Origin of the sequence: Micromonospora sp. C95 (genome assembly GCF_018070465.1) — a bacterium.
Lineage (GTDB): Bacteria > Actinomycetota > Actinomycetes > Mycobacteriales > Micromonosporaceae > Micromonospora.
In genome coordinates, this window is sequence record NZ_JAGPXT010000015.1 from 1 (window position 1) to 20,713 (window position 20,713).

The 20,713-nt window shown below is 71.8% G+C and carries 20 protein-coding genes; 13 read left to right on the forward strand and 7 right to left on the reverse strand.

What is annotated here, in order from left to right; translation table 11 throughout:
- Window positions 1-23: 23 nt before the first annotated feature.
- The 3 genes from KBX00_RS17845 to KBX00_RS17855 all read right to left on the reverse strand — a co-directional run bounded on the left by KBX00_RS17845 (window position 24) and on the right by KBX00_RS17855 (window position 1,534).
- The gene (locus KBX00_RS17845) at window positions 24-257 is read right to left on the reverse strand and encodes a hypothetical protein (RefSeq protein ID WP_210828414.1); all 234 of its coding nucleotides are present in this window, start codon (window positions 255-257) and stop codon (window positions 24-26) included.
- Between the two features lie 81 nt (window positions 258-338).
- On the reverse strand, window positions 339-812 hold the full coding sequence (gene mscL, locus KBX00_RS17850; protein WP_210828416.1) for a large conductance mechanosensitive channel protein MscL: 474 nt from the start codon (window positions 810-812) through the stop codon (window positions 339-341).
- 38 nt (window positions 813-850) lie between these two features.
- Complete coding sequence (locus KBX00_RS17855; RefSeq protein WP_210828418.1) at window positions 851-1,534, reverse strand: FadR/GntR family transcriptional regulator; 684 nt, start codon at window positions 1,532-1,534, stop codon at window positions 851-853.
- A 50-nt stretch (window positions 1,535-1,584) separates the two neighbouring features.
- Between KBX00_RS17855 and KBX00_RS17860 the strand changes: the two genes are divergently transcribed.
- Window positions 1,585-2,961 (forward strand): MFS transporter, encoded by a 1,377-nt coding sequence (locus KBX00_RS17860; protein WP_301548155.1) that lies wholly within the window; start codon window positions 1,585-1,587, stop codon window positions 2,959-2,961.
- A gap of 10 nt (window positions 2,962-2,971) precedes the next feature.
- Here KBX00_RS17860 and KBX00_RS17865 read toward each other — a convergent pair whose 3' ends face one another.
- Entirely contained in the window at window positions 2,972-3,328 is a 357-nt protein-coding gene (locus KBX00_RS17865) for an STAS domain-containing protein (protein WP_093403921.1), read from the reverse strand.
- A gap of 164 nt (window positions 3,329-3,492) precedes the next feature.
- Between KBX00_RS17865 and KBX00_RS17870 the strand changes: the two genes are divergently transcribed.
- The 6 genes from KBX00_RS17870 to KBX00_RS17895 are packed head-to-tail and all read left to right on the forward strand — an operon-like array spanning window position 3,493 to window position 9,072.
- Window positions 3,493-4,353, forward strand: a complete 861-nt coding sequence (locus tag KBX00_RS17870) for an STAS domain-containing protein (protein ID WP_210828420.1) — start codon at window positions 3,493-3,495, stop codon at window positions 4,351-4,353.
- A complete protein-coding gene (locus KBX00_RS17875) occupies window positions 4,353-4,763 on the forward strand; it encodes an STAS domain-containing protein (protein WP_210828421.1) in 411 nt (136 codons plus the stop codon). Before KBX00_RS17870 ends, KBX00_RS17875 begins: the two co-directional genes overlap by 1 nt.
- On the forward strand, window positions 4,760-5,179 hold the full coding sequence (locus tag KBX00_RS17880; RefSeq protein ID WP_210828424.1) for an ATP-binding protein: 420 nt from the start codon (window positions 4,760-4,762) through the stop codon (window positions 5,177-5,179). Before KBX00_RS17875 ends, KBX00_RS17880 begins: the two co-directional genes overlap by 4 nt.
- Window positions 5,167-6,189: a SpoIIE family protein phosphatase gene (locus KBX00_RS17885; RefSeq protein WP_307868822.1), complete on the forward strand. Its 1,023-nt coding sequence runs from the start codon at window positions 5,167-5,169 to the stop codon at window positions 6,187-6,189. Before KBX00_RS17880 ends, KBX00_RS17885 begins: the two co-directional genes overlap by 13 nt.
- Window positions 6,186-7,535 carry a sensor histidine kinase gene (locus KBX00_RS17890; RefSeq protein WP_301548156.1) on the forward strand — a complete coding sequence of 450 codons (1,350 nt, stop codon included), beginning with the start codon at window positions 6,186-6,188 and terminating at the stop codon, window positions 7,533-7,535. The genes KBX00_RS17885 and KBX00_RS17890 overlap by 4 nt, the downstream gene beginning before the upstream one ends.
- A gap of 1 nt (window position 7,536) precedes the next feature.
- Window positions 7,537-9,072, forward strand: coding sequence for a SpoIIE family protein phosphatase (locus tag KBX00_RS17895; protein WP_210828427.1), 1,536 nt, complete (start codon window positions 7,537-7,539; stop codon window positions 9,070-9,072).
- A gap of 49 nt (window positions 9,073-9,121) precedes the next feature.
- Here KBX00_RS17895 and KBX00_RS17900 read toward each other — a convergent pair whose 3' ends face one another.
- A complete protein-coding gene (locus KBX00_RS17900) occupies window positions 9,122-9,913 on the reverse strand; it encodes an AraC family transcriptional regulator (RefSeq protein ID WP_301548157.1) in 792 nt (263 codons plus the stop codon).
- Between the two features lie 31 nt (window positions 9,914-9,944).
- Here KBX00_RS17900 and KBX00_RS17905 point away from each other — a divergent pair, with 31 nt between their 5' ends.
- The 4 genes from KBX00_RS17905 to KBX00_RS17920 are packed head-to-tail and all read left to right on the forward strand — an operon-like array spanning window position 9,945 to window position 13,231.
- Entirely contained in the window at window positions 9,945-10,517 is a 573-nt protein-coding gene (locus KBX00_RS17905; protein ID WP_210828429.1) for a TIGR03086 family metal-binding protein, read from the forward strand.
- A gap of 58 nt (window positions 10,518-10,575) precedes the next feature.
- Complete coding sequence (locus KBX00_RS17910; protein ID WP_210828431.1) at window positions 10,576-11,112, forward strand: PadR family transcriptional regulator; 537 nt, start codon at window positions 10,576-10,578, stop codon at window positions 11,110-11,112.
- Window positions 11,109-11,810 (forward strand): ABC transporter ATP-binding protein, encoded by a 702-nt coding sequence (locus KBX00_RS17915; protein WP_210828433.1) that lies wholly within the window; start codon window positions 11,109-11,111, stop codon window positions 11,808-11,810. The genes KBX00_RS17910 and KBX00_RS17915 overlap by 4 nt, the downstream gene beginning before the upstream one ends.
- Window positions 11,807-13,231: an FtsX-like permease family protein gene (locus KBX00_RS17920; RefSeq protein ID WP_210828435.1), complete on the forward strand. Its 1,425-nt coding sequence runs from the start codon at window positions 11,807-11,809 to the stop codon at window positions 13,229-13,231. The genes KBX00_RS17915 and KBX00_RS17920 overlap by 4 nt, the downstream gene beginning before the upstream one ends.
- A 91-nt stretch (window positions 13,232-13,322) precedes the next feature.
- Here the strand turns inward: KBX00_RS17920 and KBX00_RS17925 are convergent, their stop codons facing one another.
- A complete protein-coding gene (locus KBX00_RS17925; RefSeq protein ID WP_210828437.1) occupies window positions 13,323-15,419 on the reverse strand; it encodes a S9 family peptidase in 2,097 nt (698 codons plus the stop codon).
- Between the two features lie 82 nt (window positions 15,420-15,501).
- Here KBX00_RS17925 and KBX00_RS17930 point away from each other — a divergent pair, with 82 nt between their 5' ends.
- Complete coding sequence (locus KBX00_RS17930) at window positions 15,502-16,848, forward strand: FAD-binding oxidoreductase (protein ID WP_210828440.1); 1,347 nt, start codon at window positions 15,502-15,504, stop codon at window positions 16,846-16,848.
- Between the two features lie 134 nt (window positions 16,849-16,982).
- Here the strand turns inward: KBX00_RS17930 and KBX00_RS17935 are convergent, their stop codons facing one another.
- On the reverse strand, window positions 16,983-19,055 hold the full coding sequence (locus tag KBX00_RS17935; protein ID WP_210828442.1) for a SpoIIE family protein phosphatase: 2,073 nt from the start codon (window positions 19,053-19,055) through the stop codon (window positions 16,983-16,985).
- A gap of 154 nt (window positions 19,056-19,209) precedes the next feature.
- Here KBX00_RS17935 and KBX00_RS17940 point away from each other — a divergent pair.
- Window positions 19,210-20,713: HAMP domain-containing protein (locus KBX00_RS17940; RefSeq protein ID WP_210828444.1), on the forward strand; the 1,504-nt coding region annotated here is incomplete at its 3' end.

Sequence of the window (20,713 nt, forward strand, 5' to 3'; positions counted from 1 at the left end):
CTTCTTGATCAACCCAAGGGTGGTCAGGGGGTTGGGGGGCGGGGGGTCAGTTCGCGCCAGGTGTCGGGGCCTTGGAGCAGTGCGCGGATGGTGTTCTCGGCCTCGTCGAGGGTGTCGTACTCGTAGAACCGGGAGACGCCTTCGGCGCCGCCGGCGCGTTGCTCGACGAACCATCGGTCGGCATCCGTCCGGAGGAAGACGTCCCGCCGGGCCAGTCGCCCCCACTTCCCGTTCCACAGGTGTTTCCGCTGCTCCATGGCCGGACTCTATCGAACATCTGTTCGACACAAGGCGGCCCCTGCGGGATTCCCGCAGAGGCCGATGTGCGGGTGCCGGATTCAGCGCGCGGCGGGCGGTTCGTCCCGCCGGCCGAGCACGTCGTCCAGGGCGCCGCGCTGCTGCGCCGGGGTGGTCCGGCCGGCGGCGACGAGGGCGTCCCGGATCTCGGTGAGCAGCTTGATCTCCTCGCTCGGCGCGGCCGGCGGCGGCTCCTCGCCCCGCTGGCGCCGCTCCGCCAGCCGGTTCATCGGAAACACCACCAGGAAGTACAGCGCGGCGGCGGTGAGCGCGAAGGTGATCAGTGCGTTGACGAAACTGACCCAGTCGAACTCGATGTTGTTCACCGTCCACGGCGTGCCCGCCAAACCGTCGTCGCTGCCCGTGATCGTCACGGTGAACAGGGCGATCAGCGGCTTGAGGAACGAGTTGGTGAGCTGTGTGACCACGGCCGTGAACGCGGCGCCGATCACGATGCCGACCGCGAGGTCGACGACGTTGCCGCGCAGAATGAAGTCTTTGAAGCCCTTGAGCATCCGTACTCCCGAGGTGTCCCGTCGATGTCGGGGACAACCTATGCCCCGGGCGGGGGCTCCAGAAAAGCGCCGGCCTCCCGGGCGGCCAGCTCCGGATCGCCGGCCCGGACGGCGGCCACCAGCCGGGCGTGGTCGACGTGCCGGTCCGGCGTCAGCGCGTCGCCCATCGCCTGGGTGAGCGTGCTGCGCATCGCGGTGCCGATCGAGGCGTACAGCTCGGCGAGCATGGCGTTGTGCGCCGCCGCGACCACCGCGGTGTGCAGCGCGGCGTCCGCCGCCACGAACTCGGCGACCCGGCCGCCGCGCCAGGCCGCCTCGCGGGCGGCGAGCGCGTCGTCGAGGGCGGTCAGGTCCTCGGGGGTACGCCGCCGTGCGGCGAGCCGTGCGGCCTCCACCTCGAAGGCGCGGCGCACCTCGATCACCTCGTTCATCCGGTCGTCGGTGAGCCGGCGGGCCATCACCGGGGCGAGTTCGTCGGTGGAGAGCACATAGGTGCCGGAGCCCTGGCGGCATTCCAGCACCCCGGCGTGGGCCAGGGCGCGGACCGCCTCGCGCACCGTGTTGCGCCCCACGCCGAGTGTCTCGACCAGTTGCGGTTCGGTCGGGATCCGCCCGCCCACCGGCCACTCGCCGTCCATGATCCGTTGCCGGAGCTGGGCGATCGTCTCCCGGACCCGCCGGCCACGCGGCGGCACCGGGGTGGAATCGACTGCCGGTGGCACTGGTTACAACCTCTCGCCGAAATTCATCCCATGATTGTAGGTTCGAGGTCATGCCCCCGTCACCCCCTGCCGTCCCCGCCGTCCCGACGGACGCGGTCACCCGCCAAGTCGTCGCGATGAACCCGGCCACCCGTCAGGCCGTCTCGACGGCCGCGGTCACCGGACAGGGCGTGTCGACCGTCGAAGTGGTAGCGGATGAGGGGCTCCCGGGCGCGGCCAGCCCGGCCGGCGGCGCGGCTCCGACCACGTCCCGCGTCAACCCGGCCTGGCTGGTGCTGGCCGGAATGCTGCTGGTGGCGCTCAACCTGCGGGCCGCGGTCACCAGCCTCGGCGCGCTGCTCGACGAGGTGCGCGTCGGCCTGGCGCTCTCCGGGACGATGGCCGGCTTCGTCACCACCCTGCCCACAATCGCGTTCGCCGGGCTCGGCGCGGCCACCCCGTGGTTGGTCCGCCGCTTCTCCCCGGCCCGGCTGCTGGTGCTGGCGATGCTGGCCCTCACCGTCGGGCAGGTGCTGCGGGCGGTCACCGGTTCCGCCGTGGTGTTCCTGTTCACCAGCGCGCTCGCGCTGTCCGGCATCGCGGTGGCGAACATCCTGCTGCCGATGCTCGTCAAGCAGCACTTCCCGCATCGCACCGGGCTGGTCACCGGGGCGTACACGATGGCGCTGACCGTGGGCACGACGGTGGCCGCCGCCTCCGCGGTGCCGGTGGCGCACGCTTTTGGCAGTTGGCGGGCCGGCCTGGGCGTCTGGGCCGGGCTGGCGGCGGTGGCCGTACTCCCGTGGCTGCCGGCGGCGCTGCGCGGCCGGACCGGCGCGCGGCGTACCGGCACTGGGTCGCGGTCGGGTGTGCGGCCGGGACGCACCCGGCTCGGCTGGGCGATGGCGGTCTACTTCGGGGCGCAGTCGCTGAGTGGTTACGCGATCATGGGCTGGTTGGCCCAGATGTTCCGGGACGCGGGTTTCCGCCCGCAGGACGCCGGACTGCTGCTGGCCGGAGTGACCGCGCTCGGGGTGCCGATCGCGCTGCTGATGCCGACGCTTGCCGGCCGACTGGGCAGTCTGCGGCCGTTGGTCTTCGCGCTGACCGCCGCCTCCAGCCTGGCGTACCTGGGGCTGGCGTTCGCGCCGCGCGGCGGGGCGCTGGTGTGGGTGGTGCTGCTGGCGTTCGGGCAGGGCGCCTTCCCGCTCATCCTGGCCACCATCGGGCTGCGAGCCCGCACCGCCGACGGCACGGTCGCGCTGTCGGCCTTCGCGCAGAGCAGGGGCTACGTCATCGCGGCGTCGGGTCCGCTGCTGGTCGGCATCCTCCACGACGCGACCGGAGGATGGCTGGCGCCGATCGGCTTCCTGTTGGTCGCCCTGGCCGTACAGACCTGTGCGGGCGTGCTGATCGCTCGCCCCCGCTACATCGAGGACGAGCGTTGAGCCGTCGAGGTCAGGAGGAGGCCGGCGTCGGATCGCCGGCGACCGCCTGCTCGACGGTGGGATAGGTGTGCAGCACCTCGACCAGGCCACTCACCTCCAGGATCCGCAGCACGCCGCGTTGGGGTGCGGCGAGTCGGACCACTCCGCCGGCCTCGTCGCAGCTGTTCTTCGCGCGGACGAAGACCGACAGACCGGTGGAGTCGCAGAACGAGACGTCCGACAGATCGAACACGAGGCGACTGCGCCCCTTGTCGAGCAGGTCGGTGATCTGGTCCTGCAACTGCGGTGCGGTGGCCATGTCCAACTCGCCTGCGACCGACACGACGACCACGTCACCGCGCTGTTCCGTGTGCACCGTCAAGGACATTCGCCAGACCTCCTGTTTATCGGTGGAACGGTATCCCACCCCGGCCGTGATACGCAGAACGGGAGCAGGATCAGGTGGTCATCGTCATTCCGTTGCTCTGCGGCAAGTAGTTCGTCGGGCCCCGGTGATAGAGTCCGGCCGGTCCAGGTCTAGGGGGTATTGCCATGGCGCTCAGCGCTGACGAGAGCGGCCGGTTGGGTGAGCTGCTGACCAGCCGGGCCGAGGTGGTCACCCAGCGGTGGACGGAGATCATCGCCGGGCAGTTGCGGGGCCGGCTCAGCCAGGCCGAACTGGTCCGGCAGGTGCAGGAGCTGCACCGTGCCCTGGTCGACGCCCTCAGCAAGGGCGCAGTCGACCTGACCGCCGAGGAGGCCACCGAGCTGCGGGCCGTGCTCGCCGAGTTCTCCCGCGGGCAGGCTCGGCAGGGCTTCTCCGCCACCGAGACCGCCACCGGCGTGTTCGCCCTCAAGGAGGCGCTGCTCAGCGTTCTGGGGACCGACCAGGATGCCGCGATGCTGCGTGACTACGTCTCCTTCTCGGCGCTCGTCGACCAGATGGGCCTGTTCACCTTCGAGACCTTCGTCCGCACCCGGGAGAGCCTGATCGCCGATCAGGCCGAGCAACTGCTGGAGCTCTCCACTCCGGTGGTCAAGCTCTGGGAGGGCGTGGTGGCGGTGCCGCTGGTCGGCACGCTCGACTCGGCCCGCGCCCAGGTGGTGATGGAACGGCTGCTGCAGACCCTGGTCGACACCGGCTCGCCGTACGCGATCATCGACATCACCGGCGTGCCGGCGGTGGACACCCAGGTGGCCCAGCACATCCTGAAGACCGTGGTGGCCGCCCGGCTGATGGGCGCCGACTGCATCATCTCCGGCATCCGGCCGCAGATCGCGCAGACAATCGTGGCGCTCGGCATCGAGTTCGGTGACATCGCCACCAAGGCGAGCCTCGCCGACGCGCTGCGGCACGTGCTGCGGCTCACCGGGGTGGAGACCTCCCGCCGCCAGTCGCGTCGGGAGGCGTGATGGAGCGGGTGCCGATCCTCAAGATCGGCGACATCCTGCTGGTCTCCATCCAGGTCGACATGTCCGACCAGACGGCGGTCGCCCTCCAGGAGGACCTGGCCGAGCGGATCGTCGCGACCGGTTGCCACGGCGTGATCATCGACATCACCGCGCTGGACATCGTCGACTCCTTCGTCGGTCGGATGCTCTCCACCATCGCCTCGATCTCCCGGGTGCTGGACGCGGAGACGGTGGTCGTGGGGATGCGCCCCGCCGTCGCCATCACCCTGGTCGAGCTGGGGCTGTCGCTCAACGGCATCCGTACCGCCCTGAACGTCGAGCGGGGGATGGAACTCATCGCGATCGACCGGGCCGACGACCACGACGATCCGGACGACGATCCGGTCCCAGAGCCGACGGCGTCACCGTGACCAGCGGGGTCGACCTGGGCCGCCCCCAGGCGCAGACGGTCGGCAGCGACGAGGACGTCGTACGCGTCCGGCAGATGGTGCGTACCGTCGCCGTGGCGGTCCGGCTCTCCCTGGTCGACCAGACCAAGGTGGTCACCGCGGCCAGCGAACTCGCCCGCAACACGCTCGTCTACGGTGGCGGCGGGACGGTCGAGGTGACCGCCATCGACAACGGCCGGCGACCCGGCATCAGGATCGTCTTCGCCGACTCCGGTCCCGGCATCGCCGACCTGGAGCTCGCGCTGACCGACGGCTACACCACCGGTGGTGGCCTCGGGCTCGGCCTCAGTGGTGCCCGCCGACTCGTCGACGAATTCGACATCCAGACCGCGCCCGGTCAGGGCACCCGGATCACGATCACCAAGTGGTCCCGGTGACCGTCGAGCCGGTCGCCGACCGGGGCACTTGGTTCCGGGTGGAGAACGGCAGCGCCGGCAGTGCGGTGCGGCGGGCCGCCGAGCGGCTTGGCGAACAGTTGGGTCTGCCCGCCGGGCGGATCGCCGACCTGGCCATCGTGGCCGCCGAGCTGACCAGCAACCTCATCAAGCACGCCGACGACGGATTGCTGCTGCTCCGGCCGGTACGCCGCGAGCTGGACGCCGGCGTGGAGATGATCGCCGTCGACACCGGTCCGGGCATGGTCGACCTCGCCGACTCCGCCCGCGACGGGCACTCCACCGCCGGCACCCTGGGCATCGGTCTGGGCGCGATCGTCCGGCAGGCGAGCTGGTTCGACGGGTACTCGCGGCCGGGTCGGGGGACGGTCATCGCCGTGCGGGTATTCGCCGCCCCGGACCCGGCGGCGTCCTGGGTCGGCGGACTGACCCGACCGTTGACCGGGGAGACGGTCAGCGGGGACGGGTACGCGGTCCGGATCGTGGGCGACCGCCGTCAGGTGCTGGTCACCGACGGTCTGGGGCACGGGCCGCTGGCGGCTGCGGCCACCGACGCCGCCCTCGCCGCCTTCCGGGATGCCCCGGCGGCGTCACCGGCGGAGGTGGTCGGTCACCTGCACCGGTCGTTGTCGCACACCCGTGGTGCGGCCCTTGCCGTGGCCGAGCCGGAACCGGCGGTCGGCATGCTGCGCTACGCCGGGCTGGGCAACATCACCGGCGTCGTGGCCACCGGCGACGGTCGGCGTCGCGGCCTGGTCTCGCTGCCCGGCATCGCCGGGCACCAACGGCCGGTGATCCGGCAGTACGACTATCCCTTCGAGGCGGGCAGCCTGCTGGTCATGCACACCGACGGCGTGGTCGACAGGTGGCGACTGGCGGACTACCCGGGCCTGGCCGGGCGGGCACCCCTGGTGGTGGCCGCCACCCTGCTACGCGACGCCGGCATCCGGCGCGACGACGCCGGGGTCCTGGTGGCGAGGTCCTGGTCATGACCACGACGCCGTTGCTGAAGATGGCGCTGCGGGTGGAGCAGGACATCTTCGTGGTCCGCCAGCGTGGCCGGGAGGTCGCCGCGGCGGTCGGTATGGAGCATCAGGACCAGGTCCGGATCGCCACCGCGTTGAGCGAGGTCGGCCGGGACCTGCTGCGGGTGGTCGGCGGTGCCGACGTGGTCTTCGCCGTCGCCGAATCGCCGGACGGCCGTTGTCACCTGCACGCCGACCTCACTCCGGTGGCACTCCTGCCAGGCGGGCGGTACGAGCCGGAGTCGGGCGCGGTGGCACGCCTGGTGGACACATTGAGCGTGCTGACGGTTCAGGGGGTTACGGTCGTCAGGATGTCCCGACGGGTTTCGGCAACCGCCCGGGCGCTCACCGCAGAGCGCCTGGCGGAGCTGCGTGCCCAACTCGGCGAGAGCGCCCCGGGTACCGCCGAGGAGGAACTCGCCACCCAGAACCTCCAACTGATCAACGCCCTGGACGAGGTACGCAACCAGCGTGACGAGCTGGCCCGGCTCAACGAGGAACTGGAACAGACCAACCGGGGCGTGATGGCGCTCTACCAACAGCTCACCGACGAGTTGGAGGCGACAAACCAGGGCGTGGTGGCCCTCTACGCGGAGCTGGACGAGAAGTCGGCGCAGTTGCGCGCGGCGAGCGAGTCGAAGAGCCGGTTCCTGGCCAACGTCAGCCACGAGCTGCGGGCCCCGGTGACCGCGATCATCGGGCTGGCCCGGCTGCTCGGCGACTCCGCGTCCGACCCGCTGACCACCGAGCAGGAACGCCAGGTCGGCCTCATCCGTGCCTCGGCGTCGGATCTGCTCACGCTGGTCAACGAGCTGCTCGACCTGGCCAAGGCGGAGTCGGGACGGATCGAGCCGGAATGGTCCGAGGTGGACCTGCGGACCGTCTTCGGTCAGCTGCGTGGCACGCTGCGGGCGCTGCCGGCCGCCGACGGCGTCGAGCTGGTGGTGGAAGAGCCGGCCACGCCGGCCACGGTACGCACCGATGAGGTGCTGCTCGCCCAGGTGCTGCGCAACCTGCTGCACAACGGCCTGAAGTTCACCACCGTGGGCGAGGTCCGGCTGCGCGCCGAGCGGCACGGTGACGATTGGCGGCTGACCGTCTCCGACACCGGGCCGGGCATTCCGCCGGAGCTGCACGACCGGGTGTTCGAGGAGTTCTACCAGGCGCCCGGTCCGACCCGGGTCGGCGGCACCGGCCTCGGCCTGCCGTACGCCCGGCGGCTGGTGAGCCTGCTCGGCGGCACTCTCGACCTGACCAGCGAGCCGGGTCACGGCAGCACCTTCACGGTCCGGCTGCCCACGGACGGGACGTGACGTGGACGGCGCGGCGACAGTGCTGGTGGTCGACGACAGTCGGACCAAGCGCTACCTCCTGGTGAACTGGCTGACCCGGGCCGGCTTCACGGTGCTGGAGGCGGAGACGGGCGGCGAGGCGCTCAGCCGGGTCGGGGTGGACCCGATCGACCTGGTCGTGCTCGACGTCCGGCTGCCGGATCTCAGCGGCTTCGAGGTGTGCGAGCGGATCAAGTTGGCGCACCCGGCGCTGCCGGTTATCCACGTGTCCGCGCACGCGGTCGACACGAACGACCGGACCCAGGGCCTGACCCGAGGCGCGGACGCCTACCTGGCCGAGCCGATCGAGCCGGAGGAACTGGTCGCCACCGCCCAGTCGGTGTTGCGGTACTACCAGGCCCGGCGGCGGGCCGAACTGCTCGCCGAGCGGCTCACCGGGCTGGCGGACACCACGGTCGCGGTGCACGCCGCGCCGAGCTTCACCAAGCTGCTGCAGGTGGCCGCGGCCGGCGCCGCAAAGATCTTCAAGAGCCCCGCCGCGGTGGTTGCCGAGACCTTCGACGGCGACTGCCTCGCTGGGGTCTGTGCCGGGCCCGGTGCCGAACCACGAGTGGTGACCTGGGTCGTCGACGACACCGGGGTGCCCACCGGCGCCACCGTCGTGGTGCAGGAGCCGGACGGTTGGTCGCTTGTCGACTGGCCGACCGGCGACACCGTCACCGTCGCCGCCGCCCGGCTACGCGAGGACCGCGCGCCGCTCTACGTCGTGGTGCCCACCGCGACGCAGACCGCGCGTACCCCGGTGCTGGTCCAGCTCGCCCAGGCGGTGGCCTCCGCCGTTGAGGCACAACGTTCCTTCGACGAGGAACACCGGATCGCGGTGACGCTGCAACGCAGCCTGCTGCCGCGTCAGATTCCGCAGATCACCGGTCTCGACCTGGCCGTACGCTACGAACCGGCCAGTGCCCAGACCGAGGTGGGTGGCGACTTCTACGAGCTGGTGATGCTCGACGGTCACCTGCTGCTGGCCATCGGGGACGTGGCCGGTCACTCGCTGCACGCCGCCACCGTGATGGCCGAGCTGCGGCACGCACTGCGGGCGTACGCGGTGGAGGGGCACCAGCCGGGCGAGATCCTGCACCGGGTCAACGAGCTGATGCGTACGCTGCTGCCCAACGAGCTGGCGACGATCTGCGTACTGCTGGTGGAGCCGACGACCGGTCACGTCCGGCTGGCCAGCGCCGGTCACCTACCACCGTTGATCGTGCAGGACGGCAAGGCCGAGTACGTGCAGCATGCCGCGCCGCTGCTCGGGGTGCGGGCGCCCCGCCCCGCCGACCTGGAGTTCGTGCTGCCGCCCGGGTCGACGATGGTCTTCTACACCGACGGTCTGATCGAACGACGGGACGCCACCATCGACGAGGGCCTGACTGCCCTCGCGGCGTGTGCCAGCCAGGTCGACGACGACCTCGACCGGTTCTGCGAGCGGCTGCTCGTCGAGCTGGCCCCGGACGAGATCCAGGACGACGTCGCCGTGGTCGTCCTGCGCCGCCGCTGAGGCGCAAGGAAGGGCCGCTCGTTGCCGCCAGCACCGGGCGGACGCCGACCTACCGTCGGCTCTGGGCATATGCGGCCGGGGAGACGCCGGTCGTCGCGGTGAAGTCGCGTACCAGGTGAGCCTGGTCGCTGTAGCCGAGTTCGGCGGCGAGCCCGGCCCAGTCGAGCGGCCCGCCAGCCGCCCGTTCGATTGCCTCGTGCAGCCGGTAGCGGCGGATCACCCACTTGGGACCGACCCCGACATGGGTGAGGAAGAGCCGCTGCAACCGGCGGACGGACACGCCGTGCTCGTGGGCGAACTCGTCGACCCGGCGTACGTTCCGGTCGGTCCGGATCGTCTCGACCAGGCGCATCACCTCGTCGTTGACCGGATCCGGTCGGGGCGTCCAGCCGGTCAGTAGGGTGTCCAGCGCCTGGCAGCGTTCGGCGTCCGTACCGGCACAGACCGGGGTCACGTCGAGGTCTGCCCGGTCGACGAGCGGACGTCGCTGATCGGTCAGTTCGGCGACCGACCGCCGCCAGAACGGATGGAACCCGCCGGGCCGGAACTGCACCCCGCTGACCCGCCCGGAACCGGTCAGGATGATCGAGAACAGTTCGGTGCCGACGCCGGCCACCTCGGCGCGCTCCGGGCCGTCGCCGTCGCGCTGAGCGACCAGGTTGACTGCCGGATGCGGGACGATCCGCTGCTCGAACGGATCGGTCAGGTTCCAGTCGATCAGCCAGTAGTGCTCCACCCACTGGCGTAGCGGAACCGCTGGCAGGTGCCGTCGGAACCGCACCCGGCGCATCAGCCGGGCCGGGTCGAGGATGCCCCGGCTGTCTCCGCGCGGCTGTCGCATTTCTTCAAGACCGCCCTCATACGCTGGCCGTATGGCCACAAAGACTAGCGACCTGCTGGCGGCTGCGGCGCCGCGAACTGTTGCGGTGGTCCGGCAGATCACCGATGACCAGCTCGACCTGCCGACTCCCTGCCGGGACTACCGGGTGCGTGACCTGCTCAACCACTTGTACGACGTGGTGGTCAACTTCCAGACCCTCGCCGGGCGCTCGCCGGTGACCTGGGCCGACAAGCCCGACCATCTCACCGACGGCTGGCGGGAGCGGTTCGAGGCCGAAACCCGCCGGCTGGTGGCGGCGTGGTCGGACCCGGCCAGCGAGCAGGGCGTCTCACCGGGAATGGGGATGCCGCAGCAGGTGGTGGGTGCGATGGCGTTGCTCGACCTGACAGTGCACGGCTGGGATCTCGCGGTCGCCACAGGTCAGGTCTACGAGCCGGCGGCCGAGGTGCTGCCGGCGCTGTCCGAGCTGGCCGGCCAGCTCGCACCGACCGCCCGGCAGATGGGCGTGTTCGCCGAGGCGGTACCTGTCGACGGCGCCCTGCCGGAGCTGCCCCGGCTGCTCGGCATGACCGGCCGCGACCCGGCCTGGTCCCCGGTCGGCTGACCGGCGACACGCACCTGAGGCCTTGACGGCCACTATTCACCGAGTGAATAGTGGCCTGGTGTCCACACCGCATCTGCTGCTGGGGCTGCTCGCCACCGGCACGATGCACGGCTACGAGCTGAAGCGGGCCCACGACAGCCGGCTGCCGCAGGCCCGCCCGCTGGCGTTCGGGCAGGTCTACGCCACGCTGGGTCGGCTGCTGCGGGACGGACTGGTTGCCTCGACCGGGCCGGAGCGCCTCGCCGGCCCCGACCGGACGGCGTACGCGCTCACCGAGCAGGGACGGGCCACGCTGGACCAGTGGTTGAGCAGCGTCGAGCCGCCGATGCCGTACGTGAACAGTCCGCTGTTCACGAAGGTGGTGGTGGCACTGCTGGTGGCCGACGTGGACCGGGCGCGGGCATACCTCGTCGCGCAGCGGCGCGCGCACACCGAGCGGTTGCGTGAGCTGACCGCGCTGAAGACGGCCCCGTCGGCCAGCGTCGACGACGTCGTGGCGGCCGACTTCGCCATCGCCCATCTCGACGCCGACCTGCGGTGGTTGCACACCACCCTGGACCGGGTCGCCGACTGGCACCGGGAGGTGCACTCGTGACGCAACTTCAGGCTCGCGGTCTGGTGAAGTCGTACGGACCCACACCCGCACTGCGGGGCATCACCCTCGACATCGACGAGGGGGAGATCGTGGCGGTGACCGGGCCGAGCGGCTGCGGCAAGTCCACCCTGCTGCACTGCCTGGCTGGCATCCTGCGACCGGACGCCGGCGAGGTGAGCTGGCGTGGGCACCGGCTCGACACCTGGTCCGAGGCGGCCCGATCCCGGCTGCGGCGTACCGAGTTCGGGGTGTTGTTCCAGTTCGGTCAGCTCGTTGCCGAGCTGACCGCGGCGGAGAACGTCGCCCTTCCGTTGTTGCTCGCCGGCACGGGGCGGCGAGCGGCACGGACGGCGGCGCTCACCTGGTTGGATCGGCTGGGCGTGGCGGACTGCGCGGACGTGCGCCCCGGCGAGATGTCCGGCGGTCAGCAGCAGCGCTGCGCGACCGCCCGGGCACTGGTCACCGAACCACGGGTGCTCTTCGCCGACGAGCCGACCGGTGCGCTGGACACCCTCGCCGGGGAGCAGGTGCTCACCCAACTGGTCCGGCTGGCCCGGGAGCAGCACACGAGCGTCGTCCTGGTCACCCACGAGCCACGGATCGCCGCGTACGCGGATCGTGAGGTCGTCCTACGCGACGGCGTGATCGACCACACCGGCCTGGGCCTCGACACGCCGTTGGCCGGCGGCTCCCGGTGAGCCTCGCGACCCTGGCCAGGCTGGCGCTCGCCGGCAACCGCACCGACGCGGCCCGGGTGGCGTTGACCGCGCTGAGCGCCCTGCTGGCCATCCTCGCCGGGCTCGCCGCCCTGACGGTGCTGGCCATCGAGAAACCGCCGGGTGGCGCGTGGCAGCAGTCCGAGCAGTACGCCAACGCGCTGCTGCGCGAGCCGGGGCTGCGCGGCGGGACGGCGTTCGCACTGGTGCTGCTGACCATCCCGGTACTGGCCCTGGCCGGCCAGAGCGCCCGGCTGGGCGCACCGTCGCGGGACCGTCGGCTCGCCGCGTTGCGGCTGGCCGGCGCGACCCCCGGCCAGGTGACCCGGGTCGCCATGCTGGAGACCGGGCTCGCCGGCCTGGTCGGTACGGTGGTCGGCCTGGCCTGCTACCTCGGCGGGCGGGAGGTGCTGCACCGTCCGGACGCCAACGGCCAGTTGGCCCTGCCCACCGACGTGCTGCCGCCGGTGCTGGGGATGGCGCTCATGGTGCTCGGGCTTCCGGTGCTCGCGGCGGCGGCCACCGCCGTCCTGCTGCGTCGGGTCGCCACCACGCCGCTGGGAGTGGTCCGCCGGACCGGCCGCACCGGGTCACCCCGGCCGTGGCCGGCGCTGCTGATCGGGCTCGGCGTGCTGGCCGCGGCGATGGTCGAGCCGATCCAGTGGGCCCTGCAGGGCGCCGCCCTCGAATGGCTGGTCCTGGTCGTCATGCTCGGGATCTTCGGTGCGGTGATGGGCGTGATCTTCGGGGCCGGCTGGATCTCACACCTGGCCGGGCGGCTGCTGCACCGTTTCGCCAGGCGTCCGGCCGCCCTGCTGGCGGCTCGCCGGCTGACCGAAGACCCGTGGGCCAGCAGCCGTACCTTCGCCGCCCTGCTGGCCGCCCTGATCATCGCCGGCGGCGCGGCGGCCTTCCGCGCCTCGTTCCACCTCCGGGCGGAGCTGGAACAGGAGCAGAACCGGCTGGCCGACTTCGGTGGCGAAGCCTTCTACGACTCCTTCTACCTCAGCACCATGGATCTGGTCGACCTCGCCGTGGCCGTGGCGGTGACCATCGCCGCCACGGGTCTGCTCGTCACGCTTGTGGAGGGGATCGTCTCCCGTCGCCGGACCTACGCCGCCCTGGTGGCGACCGGCGTGCCCCGGGCCACCATCGGCACCTCGATCGCCTGGCAGGTGCTGGCCCCCGTGGTGCCCGCCGTGCTGATCGCGCTCGGTGTCGGGTACGCCATCGGCCGGCTGCTCACCGGCGACCTCAGCCGGGACGGTCGGACGCCCGACGTACCGCTGGAACAGTTGGCGTTGCAGGGTGCCGGCGCGATCGTCGCGGTGCTGGCCGTGGTCGGGCTGGGGGTGCTCTTCCTGCGGTCCAACACGGCAGTGGAGGAGCTACGCGCCACCTGACCGGCCGTCGGCGCTCGCGGAATGCGGCATGTCGGGCCTTCCCGCGTCTGGGATACCGCGAGATGCCGCATTCCGCGAGCGCAACCACAGGTCAGGCGCGGCCGAGGCGGTCCAGGGTCCAGGCGTTTATGAACGCCTCCTCCCGCCAGGCGTCGTAGCGCCCGCTCGGCCCGCCGTGACCTGCCTCCATCTCGGTCTTGAGCAGGTACTCACCCTGTGGGGCGACCGCCCGCAGCCGGGCGATCCACTTCGCCGGCTCGTGGTAGAGCACCCGCGTGTCGTTGAGGCTGGTCATCGCCAGGATCGCGGGGTAGTCCAGGGCGGCGACGTTCTCGTACGGGGTGTACGACTTCATGTACGCGTACACCTCGGGGTCGGCCAGCGGGTTGCCCCACTCCTCCCACTCGGTGACGGTCAGCGGCAGCGACGGGTCCAGGATGGTGTTGAGCGCGTCCACGAACGGCACCTGCGCGACGATGCCGGCGAAGGCGTCCGGCGCCAGGTTCGCCACCGCGCCCATCAGCAGCCCGCCGGCCGAGCCACCCCGGGCGACCAGCCGGTCCGGTGCCGTCCAGCCCGCCTTCGCCAGGTGCCGGGCACAGGCCACGAAGTCGGTGAACGTGTTCTTCTTGGCCAGCATCTTGCCGTGGTCGTACCACCGGCGGCCCAGCTCACCACCGCCCCGGATGTGGGCCACCGCGAAGATCACCCCACGGTCCAGCAGGGACAGCCGGCCGACCGAGAACCACGGGTCCATGCTCGCCTCGTACGAGCCGTAGCCGTAGATCACGCAGGGCGCCGAACCGTCCCGGGGGGTGCCCCGCCGGTAGACCAGCGAGATCGGCACCTTGGTCCCGTCGTCGGCGAGCGCCCAGTCGCGCTGCTGCTCGTAGTCCTCCGACCGGTACACCTGACCGTCCGGCCCGGGCAGCACCGGCCGTTGACGCAGCAGCGTCATCTCCCGGGTGACGAGGTCGTAGTCGTACACCGAGTCGGGCGTGACGAGCGAGGTGTAGCGCAGTCGCAGCCGCCCGGTGCGGTACTCGGGGTTGGCGTCCAGGCCGACCGTGTGCAGTGGCTCCGGGAACTCGATGTCGTGGGCGTCGCCGCCGCCGACGGGTAGCACCCGCAGCCCGGTCAGACCGTTGCTGCGTACCGAGACGACCAGGTGGTCGGCGAAGGCGTCGACCGACTCCAGCCGGGTGCCCGGTGAGTGCTCGATCAGCGGCACCCAGTCACCCGGGGCGTCGGCCGAGGTGTACGCGAGGGCGAAGTCCTCGGCGTCGTCGTTGTGCAGGATCAGGAACCGGTGACCGTGGTGCTCCACCGAGTACTCGACACCCTGCCGGCGGGGGGCGATCACCGCGGGCTCACCCGTCGGGTTGCCAGCGGGGATCACCCGTACCTCGCTGGTGAGCTTGCTGGCGATGTCGATCAGGATGAACCGCTCCGAGCGGGTCAGTTCGACCCCGACCCAGAACCGCTCGTCGTCCTCGGCGTGCACCACCACGTCGTCGTCGGCGGCGGTGCCGATCACGTGTCGCCAGACCCGGTTGGGTCGCCACGCCTCGTCCACCGTGACGTAGAACAGCACCGACGCATCGGCGGACCACGCGGTGCCGTAGAAGGTGCCCGGAATCTCGTCGGGCAGCAGCTCACCGGTGCTGAGGTCCTTGACCCGCAGGGTGAACCGTTCGTCGCCGGAGAAGTCGGTGGAATAGGCCAGGTAGCGCCCGTCGGGGCTGACGTCGAAGGCACCCAGCGAGAAGAAGTCGCGTCCTTCGGCCAGTTGGTTGCCGTCCAGCAGCACCTGCTCCCCGTCCAGCGGAGCACCGTCGGCGCTGATCGGCGGGGTGGTCTCGTCGGGGTGGACCGCCCGGCGGCAGTGCACGCCGTACTGCTGACCCTCGACCGTGCGGGTGTAGTACCAGTGTTGGCCCTTGCGGGTCGGCACGGACAGGTCGGTCTCCTGGGTCCGCCGCCGGATCTCCTCGAACAGTTTCGTTCGCAGCCCGGACAGGTGCGCCGTCCGGGCCTCGGTCCAGGCGTTCTCGGCGTTCAGATACTTGATCGTTTCCGGATCGTCCTTGGTGGCGAGCCAGGCGTACTCGTCGACGACGGTGTCGCCGTGGTGGACACGTTCGGTCGGCACCCGCCTGGCCGCGGGAACGGGGGTCTCGGTGGTCACGGCGTCACGTTACCGGCCGTAGCGACAAGTGGCGCGGCGCAATTCCACCTCCGATCGTTAGAACACATGTACGATCGCCGGCATGGTGCCACCCCCTCCCGCCGGTACGTCCGGTGTCCGCGACATCACCCGCCGACTGGCCGAGATCTGTGGTCCGCGCTTCGCCCGCCTCGCCGGTCCCGCCGACGAGGTGGCCGGAAGCACCGCCCGCTGGGTGGCGGTGCCCGGCGGCCCGCACGCCGCCGCGCAGGTGCTCCGGCTGGCCGCCCGGCACGATCTGAGCGTGGTGCCCCGAGGAGCCGGCACCAAGATCGACTGGGGTGCGCCGCCCGAACGGGTCGACATCATGCTCGACACCGGGAGACTGGCCGGCATCGGTCATCAGTCTCCGGATCGGGGCACGGCCGAGATCGGCGCCGGTACGCCGCTGCGCGCGGTACAGGCCATCCTGGAGCGCACCGGCCGACGGCTCGCGTTGGACGCACCCTCACCGGGCGCCACCCTCGGTGGGGTGCTGGCGGCGGACGAGGCCGGCCCGCTCCGGCACCGACATGGCACCGCCTGTGACCAACTCGTCGGCCTGCGCTACCTGGCCGCCGACGGTGAGCTGGCCGAGGCGGGCGGTGGGGCGGCCGGGCTGGCCGAGGCGCGGCTGCTGTGCGGCTCGGAGGGCGCGCTCGGCGTGCTGGTCGGCGCGACGCTGCGGGTACAGGCGGTGCCGGCCGCGCGGGTGTGGGTGACCCGACCGGTGTGGACCCCACTGGAGGTGCACGATCTGATCCAGGCGGTGCTCGCCGCCCGGCTCGACCCGGCCGCGATCGAGCTGGACCTGCCGGTCGGTGCCGGCTGTCGGCCCCGGCGGGACCGCCGCGCCGAGTCGATGGCGCTGCACCCGTCGATGACCGGGCGCACGTCGGCCGGCCCGGTGGGCACCGGTTCGCTCGTGGTGCTGCTTGAGGGCGGCCCCGCGGAGGTGGCGGAGCGCATCGACCGACTGGTCGATCTCCTCGGCTCTTGCGCGACGGTCGCCCGCACGGCGCCCCCGTGGTGGCGCAGCTACCCCTTCGCCCCCGGCGACACGGCGCTGCGGCTGGAGGTGCCGATGACCGACCTGCACGCCGCCGTGTACGCCCTGCGCGACGCGGCCGGTGGTCCGGTGCCGGTGCGCGGCTCGGCCGGGCTCGGCGTGGTGCACGCCGCCCTGCCCGGGGCGATGGCCCCGAGCCGGGTCGCGTCGATCCTGGCCGCGGTGCGTGGCGTGCTGCTCGCCCGACAGGGCCGGTGCGTGGTGCTCGCCGCCCCGCCGGCCGTCCGCCGCACCGTCGACCTGTGGGGCGAGCGTGCCGACCTGGCCCACCTACGCGCCGTCAAGCAGCACCTCGACCCCACCCACCGCCTAGCCCCCGGCCGCCTCCCCGGCGGCCTCTAACCCACCAGCCCCGCGCCTGCACCCCAAGCCCGCGCCTGCCCCCAAGCCCGCGTCGATCTTGCACTTTGGGTCGCCGAAATGCCTAGCTTGTCCTGGTATGTCGCGACCAGAACTGCAAGATCGCGGGTGCGGGGTTAGGCGGCGTCGTTGCGGAGGACGAGGATGGCGATGTCGTCGCGGGGTTCCTCGACCGAGAAGTTGATCGCGGTGGCGCGTAGTCGGGCCGCCACCACGTCCGCCGAGTAGCCGGCCAGCGGCGCGGCGGCGTCGCGCAGCCGCCCGGTGCCGAACAGTTCCCGGCCCCGGCGGCGCTCGGTCACGCCGTCGGTGTAGAAGACCAGGCAGTCGCCCGGATCGAGGGCGAGTTGCGCGGTGGGCGAGGCGATCGTGTCGAGCAGCCCGAGGGCGGTGCCGCCGGTGCCGACGAAGGCGGCCGGGCCGCCGCTGGACCGCAGCAGCACCGGCCGGTCGTGCCCGGCCAGGTGCAGCCCGACGTCGAGCCGGTCGCCCTCGCCCGGCCCCACCGCTGCCAGCGCCAGCGTGCAGTAGCGGCCGGCACCCCGCTCGACGAGCGTCTCGTTCAGCCGGGCCAGCACCTCGGGCAGCGGCTTGCCGTCGCCGGCCAGCACCCGGATCACGTCCCGCACCAGCCCGGTGACCGCCGCCGCCTGCACTCCCTTGCCGGAGACGTCGCCGATCACCACCAGCCAGCGCCCGTCGGGCAGCGGCACCACGTCGTAGAAGTCGCCACCGACGTCGACGTCCCCACCGGTCGGCACGTACTCGGCGGCGAAGCCGATGCCCTCCACCACCGGCAGGACCGGCGGCAGCAACGACTGTTGCAGGGTCTGGGCGACCCGGCGGCGTTCGGCGTGGATACGGGCGTTCTCGATGGCGAGGGCGGCCCGCCGGGCCACGTCCTCAAGCACGGCGATCTCGTCCGGATCCTGCCGGTGCCGCTGGTGGCGTCCGACGGCCAGCGTGCCGAGGCGCTGCCCACGGGCGATCAACGGTACGGCGAAGCCCTCCATCGGCGCACCGAGCGGGGTCCGGGTGCCGTTGCGGCTGGCCTCACGGAGCCGAGCCAGGACGGAATCGGGGCCGGCTTCGCGGAGCATGGCGTGCAGCTGCGGCAGCATCGACTCGTCGGCGTGGCTGGCCGCCGCGAGCCGGAGCCGACCCCACTCGTCGGTGGTGTGCACCGCGCACCACTGGCCGAGCCGGGGCACCACCAGCTGCGGGATGAGCGCCATTGTCAGTTCCACGTCCAGCGACTGGGCGAGCAGTTCGCTGGCCTCGGCGAGGAAGGTCAGCCAGGCCTGCCGGCGGACGTCGGCGCGGCGCAGCCGGTCGTTCTCCAGGTGAAGCGAGAGCCGCTCGGCGGTCAGCACCGCAAGCGGCTGGGCGTACGCGGTGGGCGCGGCGTCCAGTTCCAGCTCGCCGGCGTACGGGCGGTGCACCGCCAACGGCACCCGGAGCAGGTCGTTGCCGGCCCGGGGCTGGCGGCCGTACCGGGCGAGGACCTGGGCACCCTGGCCGTCGCCACGATCCAGGCGCACCACGCCACCGGCGGCACCGACCATCTCCGCCACCCGGGTCAGCAGGCCGGCGGCGAAGTCCGGCAGCGGATCCTCCGCGTACGCATCAGGGGTGGTCTGCATCAGCGCGTTCATCGCGCCGGCGCTCGGCACGGCGGTCTGCCCGGTGCCGTCCGGTTGCGCGGCGCTCGCCGGTGGTGCCGGGGTGGTCGGCCCCTTCCCCCTGCGATCGGACCGGTCCAGCCGGAACCACACGCCCTTGCCGGTGCGCAGGTAGGTGGTGCCCCAGCGGCTGGCGAAGTGGTCGACCAGCAGCAGCCCGCGCCCCCGCTCGGCGACCTCGGCGATGTCTGTGGCCAGGTTGCGTACGCCGACGGTCAGCTCGTCGACCGGGCCGGCGGCGAAGTCGGAGACCGTCACGGTGAGCCCCGCCTGGTCGGCGGTGACCTCGATGTCCAGTTCGGTGCGGGCGTGCTCGACCGCGTTCGTGGACAGTTCCGTGGTCAACAGAAGTGCCTCGTTGAGCAGTTCGTCCAGGTCCGCCTCCGCGAGCACGGACCGGACGACCGCGCGTGCGGCGGCCGGCGTACGGCGGTCGGCGGGAAGCCGGACCCGTCGCACATGCTCGTCTGGGCCCGTCCTCGTCGCGGGCCCCGCCTCCGCTGACACCCTCGTATCCTCCACCGACACCACGCCGGTGCCAAGCCGATCACCACTGGGTCTTTGTCGTTGGGCGGTGCCGTGCCGTGGCGTTTTCGAGGTCACGGGGACAATGATGGGGTGGCCGGTGGGAGCCGGTGTACCCCGAGGTGAGCGAGGAATGATGACCACGGCGAAACAGTCGGTGACCGCGGAGACCTCCGCCGCCGACCACGAGGCGGTCCTCACCGAGCTGGCGGAGGCGCTACGGCGGGTCCGGGGTGGTGACCTCAAGGTGCGGTTGCCCCGGCGCTCGGGCGCGGCCGGTGAGGTGGCGGACGCCTTCAACGACGTCGTGTCGCTCCAGGAGCGGCAGCACCTGGACCTGCGCCGGATCAGTCGGGTCGTGGGCCGCGACGGCCGGCTGACCGAGCGCCTGGACGAGGAGGGGCTGGACGGCTCCTGGGCGGAGGGCCAGCGGGCGGTCAACTCGCTCATCGACGACCTGGGCCGGCCCACCACCGAGATCGCCCGGGTCATCGTGGCGGTCGCCGACGGTGACCTCACCCAGCACATGGCGCTGGAGATCGACGGTCGCCCGCTGCGTGGTGAGTACCTGCGCATCGGCCGCACGGTCAACACGATGGTCGACCAGCTCTCCTCGTTCTCCAACGAGGTGACCCGGGTCGCCCGGGAGGTGGGCACCGAGGGCAAGCTGGGTGGCCAGGCCGACGTCCGTGGCGTCGCCGGCACCTGGAAGGACCTCACCGACTCGGTGAACACCATGGCGTCGAACCTGACCGGCCAGGTCCGGTCGATCTCCCAGGTGGCGACGGCGGTGGCCAAGGGTGACCTCTCCCAGAAGATCACCGTCAGCGCCCGCGGCGAGGTCGCCGAGCTGGCCGACACGATGAACTCGCTGACCGACACGCTGCGCCTCTTCGCCGAGCAGGTGACGCGGGTGGCCCGTGAGGTGGGTACCGAGGGCAAGCTGGGCGGTCAGGCGGAGGTGCCGGGCGTCGCGGGCACCTGGAAGGACCTGACCGACAGCGTCAACTCGATGGCGTCGAACCTGACCGCCCAGGTGCGGAACATCGCCCAGGTCTCCACGGCGGTCGCCCGAGGTGACCTGTCGCAGAAGATCACCGTGGCCGCGCAGGGCGAGATCCTGGAACTCAAGGACACCGTCAACACGATGGTGGACCAGTTGTCGTCGTTCGCCGACGAGGTGACCCGGGTGGCCCGTGAGGTGGGCACCGAGGGCAAGCTGGGCGGCCAGGCGCAGGTACGCGGCGTCTCTGGCACCTGGCGTGACCTCACCGAGAACGTCAACCAGCTCGCCGGCAACCTGACCAGCCAGGTCCGTAACATCTCCCAGGTCTCCACGGCTGTCGCCAAGGGTGACCTGAGCCAGAAGATCACGGTGGATGCTCGGGGTGAGATCCTGGAGCTGAAGTCGACGGTGAACACGATGGTGGATCAGCTGTCGTCGTTCGCCGACGAGGTGACGCGGGTGGCCCGTGAGGTGGGTACCGAGGGCAAGCTGGGCGGTCAGGCGCAGGTCAAGGGCGTCTCCGGTACGTGGCGGGATCTGACCGACAACGTGAACTCGATGGCGTCGAACCTGACCAGCCAGGTGCGGAACATCGCCTCGGTGACCACGGCGGTGGCGCGCGGTGACCTGTCGC

Excerpts from the sequence above, each read along its gene's own strand:
- KBX00_RS17845 (WP_210828414.1), bottom strand. The coding sequence starts at position 257 with ATGGAGCAGCGGAAACACCTGTGGAACGGGAAGTGGGGGCGACTGGCC.
- mscL (WP_210828416.1), bottom strand. The coding sequence starts at position 812 with ATGCTCAAGGGCTTCAAAGACTTCATTCTGCGCGGCAACGTCGTCGAC.
- KBX00_RS17860 (WP_301548155.1), top strand. The coding sequence starts at position 1,585 with ATGCCCCCGTCACCCCCTGCCGTCCCCGCCGTCCCGACGGACGCGGTC.
- KBX00_RS17865 (WP_093403921.1), bottom strand. The coding sequence starts at position 3,328 with ATGTCCTTGACGGTGCACACGGAACAGCGCGGTGACGTGGTCGTCGTG.
- KBX00_RS17870 (WP_210828420.1), top strand. The coding sequence starts at position 3,493 with ATGGCGCTCAGCGCTGACGAGAGCGGCCGGTTGGGTGAGCTGCTGACC.
- KBX00_RS17875 (WP_210828421.1), top strand. The coding sequence starts at position 4,353 with ATGGAGCGGGTGCCGATCCTCAAGATCGGCGACATCCTGCTGGTCTCC.
- KBX00_RS17890 (WP_301548156.1), top strand. The coding sequence starts at position 6,186 with ATGACCACGACGCCGTTGCTGAAGATGGCGCTGCGGGTGGAGCAGGAC.
- KBX00_RS17900 (WP_301548157.1), bottom strand. The coding sequence starts at position 9,913 with ATGCGACAGCCGCGCGGAGACAGCCGGGGCATCCTCGACCCGGCCCGG.
- KBX00_RS17905 (WP_210828429.1), top strand. The coding sequence starts at position 9,945 with ATGGCCACAAAGACTAGCGACCTGCTGGCGGCTGCGGCGCCGCGAACT.
- KBX00_RS17930 (WP_210828440.1), top strand. The coding sequence starts at position 15,502 with ATGGTGCCACCCCCTCCCGCCGGTACGTCCGGTGTCCGCGACATCACC.